The 13,867-nt window shown below is 26.1% G+C and carries 12 protein-coding genes; 10 read left to right on the top strand and 2 right to left on the bottom strand.

The window, feature by feature from the left end; all coding sequences use genetic code 11:
* Positions 1 to 64: 64 nt before the first annotated feature.
* Together ACYUEW_RS05090 and ACYUEW_RS05085 are read left to right on the top strand one after the other, a co-directional pair.
* Entirely contained in the window at positions 65 to 292 is a 228-nt protein-coding gene (locus ACYUEW_RS05090) for a MoaD/ThiS family protein (RefSeq protein WP_003485776.1), read from the top strand.
* A 1-nt stretch (position 293) separates the two neighbouring features.
* On the top strand, positions 294 to 977 hold the full coding sequence (locus ACYUEW_RS05085; protein WP_003485777.1) for a HesA/MoeB/ThiF family protein: 684 nt from the start codon (positions 294 to 296) through the stop codon (positions 975 to 977).
* A 311-nt stretch (positions 978 to 1,288) separates the two neighbouring features.
* Here ACYUEW_RS05085 and ACYUEW_RS05080 read toward each other — a convergent pair whose 3' ends face one another.
* Positions 1,289 to 1,732 (bottom strand): MarR family winged helix-turn-helix transcriptional regulator, encoded by a 444-nt coding sequence (locus tag ACYUEW_RS05080; RefSeq protein ID WP_003358480.1) that lies wholly within the window; start codon positions 1,730 to 1,732, stop codon positions 1,289 to 1,291.
* 414 nt (positions 1,733 to 2,146) lie between these two features.
* Between ACYUEW_RS05080 and ACYUEW_RS05075 the strand changes: the two genes are divergently transcribed.
* The 7 genes from ACYUEW_RS05075 to ACYUEW_RS05045 all read left to right on the top strand — a co-directional run bounded on the left by ACYUEW_RS05075 (position 2,147) and on the right by ACYUEW_RS05045 (position 11,743).
* On the top strand, positions 2,147 to 4,474 hold the full coding sequence (locus ACYUEW_RS05075) for an ABC transporter ATP-binding protein (protein WP_460276333.1): 2,328 nt from the start codon (positions 2,147 to 2,149) through the stop codon (positions 4,472 to 4,474).
* Positions 4,471 to 6,333, top strand: a complete 1,863-nt coding sequence (locus ACYUEW_RS05070) for an ABC transporter ATP-binding protein (RefSeq protein ID WP_003485779.1) — start codon at positions 4,471 to 4,473, stop codon at positions 6,331 to 6,333. The genes ACYUEW_RS05075 and ACYUEW_RS05070 overlap by 4 nt, the downstream gene beginning before the upstream one ends.
* A gap of 446 nt (positions 6,334 to 6,779) precedes the next feature.
* The gene (locus ACYUEW_RS05065; RefSeq protein WP_460276332.1) at positions 6,780 to 7,523 is read left to right on the top strand and encodes an ABC transporter ATP-binding protein; all 744 of its coding nucleotides are present in this window, start codon (positions 6,780 to 6,782) and stop codon (positions 7,521 to 7,523) included.
* A complete protein-coding gene (locus ACYUEW_RS05060; protein ID WP_257411639.1) occupies positions 7,523 to 8,374 on the top strand; it encodes an ABC transporter permease subunit in 852 nt (283 codons plus the stop codon). Before ACYUEW_RS05065 ends, ACYUEW_RS05060 begins: the two co-directional genes overlap by 1 nt.
* Positions 8,375 to 8,534: 160 nt before the next feature.
* Positions 8,535 to 9,311, top strand: coding sequence for a hypothetical protein (locus ACYUEW_RS05055; protein ID WP_460276331.1), 777 nt, complete (start codon positions 8,535 to 8,537; stop codon positions 9,309 to 9,311).
* A 285-nt stretch (positions 9,312 to 9,596) separates the two neighbouring features.
* Positions 9,597 to 10,286: a response regulator transcription factor gene (locus ACYUEW_RS05050; protein WP_003485785.1), complete on the top strand. Its 690-nt coding sequence runs from the start codon at positions 9,597 to 9,599 to the stop codon at positions 10,284 to 10,286.
* On the top strand, positions 10,283 to 11,743 hold the full coding sequence (locus tag ACYUEW_RS05045; protein WP_460276330.1) for a HAMP domain-containing sensor histidine kinase: 1,461 nt from the start codon (positions 10,283 to 10,285) through the stop codon (positions 11,741 to 11,743). The genes ACYUEW_RS05050 and ACYUEW_RS05045 overlap by 4 nt, the downstream gene beginning before the upstream one ends.
* Before the next feature lie 179 nt (positions 11,744 to 11,922).
* On the opposite strand, the gene ACYUEW_RS05040 is transcribed toward ACYUEW_RS05045, so the two are convergent.
* Positions 11,923 to 12,711, bottom strand: coding sequence for a response regulator (locus tag ACYUEW_RS05040; RefSeq protein WP_043031947.1), 789 nt, complete (start codon positions 12,709 to 12,711; stop codon positions 11,923 to 11,925).
* Between the two features lie 368 nt (positions 12,712 to 13,079).
* Between ACYUEW_RS05040 and msrA the strand changes: the two genes are divergently transcribed.
* A complete protein-coding gene (msrA, locus tag ACYUEW_RS05035; RefSeq protein WP_042384950.1) occupies positions 13,080 to 13,553 on the top strand; it encodes a peptide-methionine (S)-S-oxide reductase MsrA in 474 nt (157 codons plus the stop codon).
* Positions 13,554 to 13,867 lie beyond the last annotated feature (314 nt).

Genomic DNA, 13,867 nt, shown 5'->3' with positions numbered 1-13,867 from the left:
CTTTCAAAACTAAAAAAATAAAAGCCTTTCTATAATTTTAATATAAAGATAAGGGGGTGAATTTTTGAAAATTGAAGTAAGATTATTTGCATATTTTAGAGAAGGAAGAGATAAAAAATATTTTATGGAAATAAATAAGGAAAATATAACCCCAAGGCATATACTTGAAAAATTAAATATTAAAGTAGAAGAAGTGGCTATATTACTTATTAATGGAAGAGATGGAAATGTGGATACTTTATTAAAGGATGGAGATGTATTATCTTTATTCCCACCAGTAGGAGGAGGATAGAATGTCTAGATATGATAGAAATATAAAAACTCTTTCTTTAGAGGAAAATGAAAAACTTAAAGATTTTAAAGTCTGCGTAGTTGGATGTGGAGGACTAGGTGGATATATAATTGAGATGCTAGGAAGAATTGGAATAGGCTATATAACAGCAGTGGATGGTGATAATTTTAGCGAATCTAATTTGAACAGACAAATTATTAGTAATGATTTAAATTTAGGAAAAAATAAAGCTATAGAAGCTAAAAAAAGAATGAAAATAGTTAATGATTTAATATATGTAAATCCTATTACAACATTTATAAATAAGGATAATGTATTAGATATTTTAAAAGAACATTATATAGTTATTGATGCTGTGGATAATATAGAAACTAGATTTTTATTACAAGAAAGTTGTGAGAAGCTTAGAATACCATTTATTCATGGTGCTATTGCAGGCTGGTATGGACAAGTAACAACTATATTTCCGGGGGATAGAACACTGGATATTATTTATAAGAATAAAAGTAAAAAGGGCATAGAGGATGTTCTTGGAAATCCTTCTTTTACACCAGCTTTAGTGGCTTCTATACAGGTAAGTGAAGCACTAAAAGTATTAATTAATAGAGGGGAAATTTTGAGAAATAAAATATTTATGATAGATTTACTGTACCAAGATTTCTATATATTGAATTTAAAAGAGTAGTTTAAAGTTGTATATAGGTGTTTTTATCCAACTTCATAAGTTATTTCTAGACTAAGAAAATATATTTCATAAGTGAATTCRACCTGAAATTAAAAATTATTCCATAAATAATTACCCCTTAATTTATTATTATATATAATAATAAATTAAGGGGTAATAGTTTTAAAAAGCAATATTAGATTATATGTAATTTCAATTAATTCTATTTAAATATAGATTTGATTTTATATGTAATCATATAAAAAAGTTATTGTTAATAATGGATTTTTAAGTATTAAAATTATTTTATACTATGTTACATTTACAAAAAATTAATTTATTTTTAAAATAATATTTTTTATTCCTATTATATGGTCGCTAAGGTATTGTAAATCTTCAGAAGAAAGATTAGATATTTTTTCTGTTAGCAAAGTCTTTACTAATTTTTCTTGATCCTTTATAAAGATTGATCCTTTTTCTGTTAATTCAACTCTTATAACTCTTCTATCCTTTGAGTCAGTATATCTAGTAACCATATTTTCAGAAATTAGTTTATCAATGATAGGAGTCATATTAGGTTTAGAAATCAATAAATCCTTAGCAATTTTAGAAATAGAACAATTGCCATTATGCTTAAGATAAACAATAACTTTTACATGGGAGGGAGGTAGAGGGAATTTTTTCTTTAATTCATCTGGATTCAAAAGTTTTTTATGTAAATTTAATAATAAATCATATAGATCTTGAGATATTTCATTAAGTTGAGTATTATTCATTTTTATCCTCCTTAGTTAATTTTATGCTCTAATTACATTATATTGTATTCAACCTTATTATACAATATAAAAAAGTTATTGACATATAAAATATATTAAAATATAATAGTTATGAAAATATAACTATTATATTGACATAGGCGAAGGTAAGATAGTGTATATTTTAAAGATTTTTAATTAAATTATATTGTATTTTTCATAATTTTACAATACAAAAGTTATTGACACATAAAATATATTAAAATATAATAGTTATGAATTTATAATGATTACATTGTTAAAAACAGGAAATATAATCATTATAAATTTAATTTTTTAAGGGGGAATTATTTATCTTAGTTAGGAACAATATAATAATAGCTTTTTATAAATTTAATCATTTATAAAATGGACGAAATGGAGAGATGATATTGAATGTTAAAGATAATAAAGCACTTAAAACCATTTATTGCTTCAATACTTCTAGTATTAGGGCTTTTATTTGTGCAAGCTGTATGTGATCTATCCTTACCAGATTATATGTCTAATATTGTTAATGTAGGCATTCAACAAGGCGGGGTAGATAATGCAGTACCAAAAGTAATTCGTAAAAGTGAATTGGATAAAATTAAGGTTTTTTTAGATGAAGGGGATGTAAAAAAAATAGAAGATAATTACATACTATTAGATAAGAAAAACCTTTCTAAAGAGGATTTTGAAAATTATTTAAAGGATTATCCAAATCTTAATAAAGAACCTATTTATAAATTAAATACAAAGGATAAAAATACAATAAATGAACTAAACAGTATATTAGCAAAACCAATAATTATGGTAGGGGGAATGGAAAAAGCTGATATGTCAAAGTCAAATAATATTGCTAAAGAATCAGCGCCTCAAAATAAAGCTAATAAAGTGAATCCACAATCTGAACAAAATGATAAGATAAAAACCTCTTCAGAAGATCAAATGACTAAAGTTCCTTCCAAAAGTGAAATGTCTAAAGGGAATGCTAATTCATTTTTAAATATGCCAAAGGAACAAATTAATGTAATAAAAGAAAGTTTAGATAAAAAATTTAAGGATATGCCTGAAAGTATGATTACTCAGTCAGCAGTTATTTTTGTTAAGGATGAGTATAAAGCTATGGGAGTAGATACAGATAAACTTCAATCAAACTACATTCTTAAGGAAGGATTTAAAATGCTACTTTTAGCATTACTTAGTATGGTGGCTACAGTTATGGTTGCTATGCTAGCTGCAAGAGTAGCTGCAGGACTCGGAAAAAATCTTAGAAGAAATGTATTTACAAAGGTTACCGATTTTTCTAAGGGAGAATTTGATAAATTTTCTACAGCTTCTTTAATTACAAGAAGTACAAACGATATTCAACAGGTTCAAACTTTTATGGTAATGTTGCTTAGAATAGTATTTTATGCACCTATTTTAGGTATAGGTGGAATACTTAAAGTACTAAAAACAGATACCTCTATGGCCTGGATCATAGCTGTAGCAGTTATGGCTATTTTAACTTTAGTTATTGTTTTATTTGGATTAGCTATTCCTAAATTTAAAAGAGTTCAAAAATTAATAGACAAAATAAACTTAATAACTCGTGAATCTTTAATAGGAATGTTAGTTATACGTGCTTTTAATACTGAAAAGCATGAGGAAGAAAAATTCGATAAAACTAATAAAGAGTTAACACGTACTAATTTATTTATAAATCGTGCAATGACGATGATGATGCCAATGATGATGTTAATTATGAATCTTATAACTTTATTAATTGTATGGGTAGGATCTCATCAGGTAGATGCAGGAGCTATGCAGGTAGGAAATATGATGGCCTTTATGCAATATACAATGCAAATAATTATGGCATTTTTAATGATTTCCATAGTATCTATTATGCTTCCACGTGCTTCCGTATCAGCTCAGCGTATAAGTGAAGTTATAGATGTACCAATAACTATTAAAGATATAGAAAAGCCAAAAGAGTTCACAAATTATAAAAAAGGATATATAGAATTTAAAAATGTTTCCTTTAGATATGAAGGCGCACAAAAGGATGTACTTTCTAATATTACATTTAGTGCACTGCCAGGAGAAACTACAGCTTTTATAGGAAGTACAGGTAGTGGTAAATCCACTCTAATAAATCTAATACCAAGATTTTATGATGTAACAGAAGGAGAAATATTAATAGACGGGGTTAATTTAAAAGAGATATCTCAAAGGCGTTTAAGAGAAAAAATAGGTTACGTACCACAAAAAGGAATATTATTTTCAGGCACTATAGAAAGTAATATTAAATATGGTAATGAATCAGCTACAGATAAAGATATAGAAAAAGCAACAAGAATAGCTCAAGCTATGGAATTTATAGAATCTAAAGAACAGGGCTTTAAGACAGAGGTATCCCAAGGAGGTACTAATGTTTCTGGAGGACAAAAACAAAGACTTTCTATTGCACGTGCCATTGTAAAAAAACCAGATATATATATTTTTGATGATAGTTTTTCAGCCCTTGACTTTAAAACAGATGCAACACTTAGAAAGGCTTTAAAGGATGAAACAAAGGAAAGTACAGTATTAATTGTAGCCCAAAGAATAAGTACTATAATAAATGCGGATAAGATAATTGTATTAGATGAAGGAAAAATGGTTGGAATGGGTACCCATGATGAATTAATGAAAAATTGTGAAGTTTATAAGGAAATTGCCTTATCACAACTTTCAAAGGAGGAACTTTTATCATGAGCAATAAAAAAATAGAAAATAGAAGAAAAGGTGGTTTTGGCTCACGTCATGGTGGTCCTATGGGAGCAGTTGAAAAGGCAAAAGATTTTAAGGGTACCATGAAAAATTTAGGTAAATATATAATGCCTTATAAAATGTCTATAATTTTTGTAATTGTTCTTGCTATAGGTAGTGCGGCTTTTTCTATAGTAGGACCTAAAATCTTAGGAAAAGCTACTACAAAATTATTTGAAGGATTAGTACAAAAGGTTACTGGAGTAAAAGGTGCTTTAATTGATTTTGATTATATAGGTAAAATAATAATTTTACTTCTTGTATTATATATAATAAGTGCTATATTTTCTTTTGTACAGGGATATATAATGTCTTCAGTGGCTCAAAAAATTTCTTATGAATTTAGACGTGAAATTTCTGAAAAAATAAACCGTATGCCTATTAAGTATTTTGACAATAAAACTCATGGAGAAGTATTATCTAGAGTTACTAATGATGTAGATACAGTGAGTCAAACCTTAAATCAAAGTATGTCTCAAATAATTACTTCTGTTGTTACAATAATAGGTGTATTAATTATGATGTTATCTATAAGTTGGCAAATGACCATTGTAGCTTTATTAATATTACCTGTATCCATGATGATTATAATGCTCGTCGTAAAAAAATCACAAAAATATTTTAAGGCTCAACAGGAGGATTTAGGTAATATTAATGGTCATGTAGAGGAAATTTATGGTGGACATAATATAATGAAGGCCTTTAATAGAGAACAAGAAGCTATAGAAGAGTTTGATAAAATAAATGATAAGCTTTATAGTTCAGCTTGGAAATCTCAGTTCTTATCTGGAATGATGATGCCAATTATGTCCTTTATAGGTAATATAGGATATGTGCTTGTATCTATTTTAGGTGGATGGCTTGCCATAAAGAAAACTATTGAAGTTGGAGATATTTTATCTTTTATTCAATATGTTAGAAGTTTTACCCAACCTATATCACAGGTAGCTCAAATAGCTAACGTGCTTCAATCTACAGCAGCTAGTGCAGAAAGGGTTTTTGAATTTTTAGAAGAGGAAGAGGAAGTTAAAGAAACAGAAAATCCTGTTAAACTTCAAAAAGTTTATGGAGAAGTTGAATTTAAAAATGTTAAATTTGGATATAATAAGGATAAAATTATCATAAATGATTTTTCAGCTAAAATTAAACCAGGACAAAAGGTAGCTATTGTAGGACCAACAGGAGCAGGTAAGACCACTATGATTAAACTTTTAATGCGTTTTTATGATGTAAATAAGGGTGGAATATTTATAGATGGACATAATATAAATGACTTTAAAAGAGCAGATTTGCGTAAAATATTTGGAATGGTACTTCAAGATACTTTCTTGTTTACAGGTACTATAAAGGAAAATATAGCCTATGGAAAGCTTGGAGCTAGTGATGAAGAGATAATTAAAGCAGCAAAATCAGCTCATGTTCATAATTTTGTAGAGACTTTACCAAAGTCATATGATATGGAACTAAATGAAGAAGCAAGTAATATTTCCCAAGGGCAAAAACAATTACTAACCATCGCTCGTGCAATATTGTCAGATCCTAAAATATTAATATTAGACGAGGCAACTAGCTCTGTAGATACTCGTACAGAATTACTTATACAAAAAGCTATGGAAAACTTAATGGAAGGAAGAACTAGCTTTATAATTGCACATAGATTATCTACTATTAGAGATGCGGATTTAATTCTTGTAATGAAAGATGGAGATATTATAGAACAGGGAAATCATGAAGAATTATTAAAAGCTAAAGGCTTTTACTATTCTCTTTACAATAGCCAATTTGAAAATGCAGAAGTGTCTTAAAAATATTTTTAAAGTTTTAAGTTGTATTTAATGAAATTTATTAAAATATTTATGAAATTTACCTTTTATAAATGTATATAGATATATTTATAATTATTATTAAAATAAAAAATACAGGTAATAAACATTAACTAGTTTATTACCTGTATTTTTTTATTTTTCTTTATCATATTTTAATAATCATTTGATAAATATATTCATAACTTTGAGAGGAATAATTAAATTAATTACCATGATTATAAAGTTTGAAAATTATAATTATAACTTTTATAATTATAATTTTTAAATACTTATAGTTATTTAAGCTAGTATGCACAATAATAAAATTCAATTACCTTTTTAGAAATATATTATATAATATTTTACTAATTTTATAAATCTTTATAAAATCTTTAAAATTGCCCTTTAATATAAAAGTACAGAGAAAAGAAAGGGAGGATTTAGAGATGAATAATATAATAGAAGTTAAAAATTTAAGTAAAAACATTAAAGGAAAGACTATCATAGAAAATATGAGTTTTAATATTGAAAGGGGGGATATATATGGATTTGTAGGTCCTAATGGAGCAGGTAAAACAACCATGATTAGATTACTTACGGGGCTTATAAAACCTACTAAGGGAGAGATTTTAATCAATGGAATAGATGTAAACAAAGATAGAAAGGGAGCTCTTTTAAATCTTGGGGCTATAGTAGAATGCCCTATATTTTTTGAGTATATGACAGGAAGAGAAATTTTAAAAAATCTTGTAAGATTACACCCTAATATACCCAAAGAAGAAAGAGAAAAAAGAGTAGATGAGGTTTTAGAACTTGTAGATTTAAAAAATAGAGAAAATGATAAGGTGTCTACTTACTCTCTAGGAATGAAACAAAGATTAGGTATTGCCCAGGCGCTTTTAGGAAGGCCTGAAATAATCATTTTAGATGAGCCAGCCAATGGTTTGGATCCTATTGGAATTAAGGATTTAAGGGATATTATTTTAAAATTAAATAGTGAATTTAAAATAACCTTCTTAGTATCTAGTCACTTACTTGATGAGCTTCAAAAGTTTTCTAATAAAATTATAATTATAAATCAGGGTAGATTGAAATTTAAAGGATCTTTAGAAGAGCTTCTTTCTATGGGAGAAGGAAATATTGAAGAGGTATTTTTGCAAATATTAAAAACTAAGGAGGAAGCTTTATAATGGAACTTTTTAAAAGTGAATTTGAAAGATTATGGAAGAACAAATTAACTTTATTTTGTTTTATACTAATCCCTCTAGCTATAATAGGATCCTCAAAATATTACCTTGGAAATAATTTGAAATTACCTATAACTAGTGATGAGTATACTTCATTTGGTAACTATCCCTTTATGATGTTTCAGGAAATGTTAATTACTTTATTTAATTTTATGGCTATTTTATTTGTATGTATATCTATTACTGAAGAATATAGAAAAGGCCAAATCAGATTGATTATGATAAGAGGGTATTCTTTTAAAGAAATATATTTTGCAAAAATAGCCTCTATCATATCTACAATGGTTATATTCTTTGTAGCATATTTTATATTGTCTACAGCAATTGGATATTTTATAGCACCTAAATTATATAGAGTAAAGCTTTTTTTCCATAGTAGCACCGTAAGTAACTTAAATGCTATCTTGTATTCTTTAAAATACTATGCTTTAGGATTTTTAACTGTTTTAGCAATACTTTCTGTATTTGCTCTTTTTTCAGTGACTTTTAAGAGTTCTACAGGAACTATAGCTGCATGTATATGTTTTTTAATGGGAAGTTTTATTTTTTCAAAAATTATTGAGCAATGGCACATTATGTTAGTTAGGAATCCACATAATGGTATAAATCTTATTAAAATAGTGGAAAAATTATATTTAAGTACTATTCCTCAGATTCAATATATTGGTATATGTTTTGTTTTGGCTGAAAAACCAATATTAAATCATTGGATTTTAGGTGTTTTAGCAGCCTATATAATTATCTTTACATTTATAACTTGTACTATATTTTCTAAAAGAGATAATTTTATTTGATTTTATAATTATTTAATAGATTATAGGATATTTAAAAGTAAGACTACAATTGAAATTAAGAATTGTTATATATAAAGATTTTTATTATACAACTGAAAGGAAGTGAGTACTTAGTGAGTATTTGTATTTTTATAATGTACATTCTCACTAAATATAATTTATGAAAGAGTTAATTATTAGCGAATTTTTAAGAATGAGAGGAAGAAAAAAGAATAAGGCCTGTTTTATTATACTTTTACTTGATTTTATATTTAATATTTGTTGGTATAAAACCTTTGGAGCAGGTATAGGTTTTTATACCCCACATATATCTACAAAGCTAAACTCTTTAAATCTACCTATTTTTATAATGAAAGATTTAGCATTAATTCTATTTTTAATAGTTTTTCCAATGCTTTTTATAGATAGTTTAAGTGGAGAATACGAATCTGGTGCTTATAGACTTATATTAATAAGACCCTATAGTAAAATTAAGTTATGGTTTTCCAAGTTAATAGTCCAAAGTTTATTTTCATTAGTTATATTTGCTGTATTTTTTATTCTTTCTGTAATTAGTGGATATATTTTATTTCCTAGGGCAACTGTAACTAACTTTTACAATATACCTAAAGTTTATGATCAATTAGGAGCTTTTATATATAATTTTAAAGTTATAGCATTAATGTACTTTGTAAGTATTGCAATTTTGGCTTTAGCTTCTTTAATTTCCTCAATGGTATCTAAATCTGTGGCAGCCTTCTTAATCCTTATATGTTCTTTAATAGGAGGAATATATATAGGACATGGGCTGCAAATTATATTTTTACCTTTTCATAATATAATTAGACTTTTAAGTTTAGGAAAAAGAGCTGATTTTTATATTCCAGTTGTATCCTGTCTACTTATATGCAGTTTTTTAAGTACATTGATTTTTACTAGAAAAGATTTGAAATGCTAAAGAGTAAGACATAAGCATAATTTATGTTATTGCTATATTTTTATACTTTCATACTGCTTGGTTTAAGAGATATAAACTTAATCAGTATTTTATATATTGAGGATTTATTAGGCTTAAGACTTGGGGGACTTTTTTACTAAAAGTTAGAGCTAATAACTGTTTAGAACTTGTATTTATAAATTTAATTTATATCTAATTTAATTTATAGAGTATGAAACTTGAAAAATATTATATTTAAATGTACATGCTATAATATTATTAAAATGCAAAAATAGAGGTGGTTATATGCAGGAAAAAATATTAATAGTAGATGATGAAGATGATATAGTATCTTTTATAAAGGATTATTTTGAGGATCAAGGGTACCGCGTTATTACAGCTAGTAATGGTAGAGAGGCTATAGAATACTGTGATAAAGATATAGATATTATTTTGCTTGATATAATGATGCCTAATATTGATGGCTTTCAGGTTTGCCAAAAGATAAGGAACAAAGTATCCTGTCCTATAATATTTTTAAGTGCTAGACAAAGTGAAGTTGATAAAATTAAAGGTCTTTCAGTAGGTGGTGATGATTATATAGTAAAACCCTTTAGTATAAAGGAATTAAAAGCAAGGGTTCAGGCCCATCTTAGAAGAGAAAAAAGAGTTCCTTTAAATAATAAATCTAAAATAAGCTTTGGAAAACTTAATTTAGATTTAAGTAGTCGTAAAGTTTACTATGAAGAGGAAGAGATTATTTTTACAGCTAAAGAATTTGATATAGTAGAACTTCTAGCATTACATCCAGAACAGGTATTTTCTAAAGAACAAATATATGAAAAAGTTTGGGGATATGATGCAGAAGGGGATGCAAATACAGTAGCAGAGCATATAAAAAAAATAAGAGCAAAGTTTATAAAAAGAAGTGCATCTCTTAATCATATAGCTACGGTATGGGGAGTAGGTTATAGATGGGAGAAAAATAAAATATGAAAAAAGCATCCTTAAAAACACAAACTATAAGTACTTTTCTATTAATTATATTTTTAAGCATGGTATGTACAATAGCTACTATAGGTACCTATTTATTTACTATGTATTTTGGAAAAGATCCTATGTTAAAACCAGATAACTATTATCAAAAACAGTCTGATAAAATTCAGCAATTTATAGTTAGCAAGGGAGAAAATATATTAGAGGATAAAAATAGGTTAGAACTTGAAAGTTTAATTCTCCAAAAAGGTATAGGGTATCAAATTACAGATCTAGAGGGTAAAATTATATATGGAAATGAAAAAGAAAGAATAATAAAAGATAAAAAACAATTGATAGAATCAATAAATAAAACAGATATTGATAATCTTGATAGAGCTAGTGTTTTTGGATCAAAGGTTAAAAGGTATATACCTATATTGGACAGTGATTCCAATGTGAAAGGCGTTGCTATAATTAAATACAATATTGAGACAAGTGTGAAGAAAGATAAAAATGAAAAAATAGTTCATGTATTTCAAGTATTCTTACCATTCTCCCCTTTTGTATATATAATTATTTTTACAATTATTTTTACAAGAAAATTAATTAAAAGTATTCAACAACCTATAAATGAAATAATAGATGCTTCAAATAAGATAAAAGAAAAGGATTTAGATTTTGAAATAAATTATAAAAGTAATAATGAGTTAGGAAAATTAGTTTCTTCTTTTGAAGAGATGAAAAATGCTTTAAAAGAATCACTAAATAAACAATGGATTATGGAAGAAGACAGAAAAGAAATGATAAAAGCCATAGCTCATGATTTGAAAACTCCTATTACTGTTATTCAAGGACATGTGGAGGTACTTATGGAAGAGGGAACTAAAGCTCCCATTAGAGTAGAAAAATATTTAAATATTATAAAAGCTAATACAGAGAGAATGGGAAGGCTTATTTCAGATATGAATCTCACATCAGAAATAGAGAATAAAAACTTTGATTTAGCTCCTGTAAAGGTAGACATAATTGAATTCTTAGAAAAAAAACAACAGGATTATAAAGTGCTATGTAAGGACAAAAATATAGAATTTAAATTGTTTTTAGAAAAGAATTTTGATTTAAACAGGGAATTTTCTATAGATGCTGAGAGACTAGAGCAAATACTAGATAATATAATATCTAATGCCATAAGGTATACACCTGATGGAAAATCTATAATTACTAAAGTAAAAATACATAATAATATCATAAAATTTATTGTGGAGGACGAAGGAACAGGTTTTAATGATAAGGAATTATGCTATATTTTTGAAAAATTCTATAGGGGCGATAGTTCAAGATCTAAAGAGAAAGGTCACTCTGGATTAGGAATGTATATTGTAAAAATTTTAGTTGAAAAGCATAATGGTTGGATCGTAGCAGAAAATAAAGAAAATGGTGGAGCAAGAATAAAATTTATTATTAAAGAAATATAGTAATTTTAAATTATTGAAGATGCTGGATTTCTAGAGATAGAACTAGAGATTTAAGTTGACGTGTAAAAGCTAAAGATGATTTAAAAGAATCAAATTAGAAATATTTAAAGGCTGTAAAAATTTCGAGAATTATTTACAGCCTTTAAGTATTTTATTAGTATCAAATATTTTCATTTTATTTATTTTTTCATTTCTTTTAGTATGCTTTTTATTTTTTTATTCAACGTATAGATTCTTATATTAGACTTTAATTTAGCTATAAATAAGTTTTCATCTAAAGGTTTGTTTATAATATCATCTGCTCCACAATTTAAAATATTAGATAGAGTTTTATTATTGTCTAAAACAGTAACAGCTATTATAGAAGAGTTTATATTATTTCTTCTTATTTGTCTTATTAAAGTTTTTCCAAACTCATTTTCTAATACCATATCAATTAAATACATATCATATTTTTTATTACTATTAAATAATTCTTTACCAGAATTATAATAATCTACATTTTCAATGCCATATCTTGCTAGCATATCTTTTTCTAGAGTACAATCAAAGGAGTTATCATCTATAATTGCAATTTTTGCTTCTTTTAAATTTTTCATATATTCATCATCTTGGAATACTGCATCCACATGCTTTGTAATCTCTTCTTTTAAATCATCTTTTAATAAATAATCAAATACACCTAGATTAAGAAGATTTTTCTTCTTCTCATGATCATTATCGCTTGTAACTATAAATATAGGTATTTCATTAGAATCCATATATCCAATATTTTTTATAAAATCTTCTATATCTCCACCTTTGCCATAAAGGGAAGTTATTATAAGATCTATGTCATATTCTTTTATTAGATTATAAGCCTCATTAAAACTGTCTGTAGCTATGTAATCATAATTTTTTTCTCTTAAAATATTTTCTACCATTTTGCAAAAAAAATCGCTTTGTTCTATATGAAGAACGGTATACATATTAAGTACCTCCAATAATATTAATTTTTTATATTATCGTAGTTCACCTTTAGGCCTTTAGAAAAATATAACAGATATTCAAAATCACTAAACATAAATATTAAAATATGGAAATGGTTATAGTATAATTAATTTGACATAAAGGAAGATTTAATCTATATAGAATTTTTATTTAAGTCAAGTTAATACTACAAGTAGGGAATCATAGTAGAAACATGAAATATTAAAGATTTTAAAATTAACTATAATAGAATAAATATAAACTTTTAAAGTGTTTCTAAACTTAATTATGAAGTAATATATAAAGTTTAAGTAATTGCTAGTTGAAGTTATTAAGAGTTCTTAAAGAAATTATGGAGGTGTTAAGTATGAAAGAAATAGTTTTAGCTGGAGGTTGTTTTTGGGGAGTAGAAGAATATATGTCAAGAATTAAAGGCATAGTGGAAACAAAAGTAGGCTATGCTAATGGAATAAAAGAAAACCCTAGTTATAAAGAGGTATGCAGTGGAACTACAGGTCATGCAGAAGCTTGTTACATAAAGTATGATGAAAGTATTATCTCCTTAGAAGAACTATTAAATAAATTTTGGAACATAATAGATCCAACAGTACTAAATAAACAGGGAAATGATAGGGGGACACAATATAGAACAGGAATATTTTACTTAAATGAAAAAGATTTAAATATAATTACAGAAAGCAAATCTAGGGAACAGAAAAATTATAAGAGAGCAATAGTTACTGAAGTAGAGCCCTTAAAATGTTTTTATAAGGCTGAAGAGTACCATCAAAAATATTTAAAGAAAAATCCAGAAGGATATTGTCATATACATTTAGATTAATTATTTTTTATTAATTATGTATAACTTTTTTAAAATGCAAAATTAAGAACTCCTTTCTAGTGAAAACTAAAAGTATAAAACTAGAAAGGAGTTTTTATATGAAAATTTTCACTAAATAATGCTAGATTTGTTATAAGTAGAATAATAGAAATATAATAAATTCTATAGGTTTTATATTATTTGCGATTATTAAAAGATTCAATTGTTTTTAAATTTTAAATTACAAAAATCATCAATATAATACATAATTATAGTTTTTTCTACAAAGTATTGATATTGATATTTATCTTAAATATAATTATATTATTATTAAT

The organism is Clostridium sp. CTA-1 (genome assembly GCF_054768215.1).
This window is presented reverse-complemented; position numbering and strand designations above follow the sequence as displayed.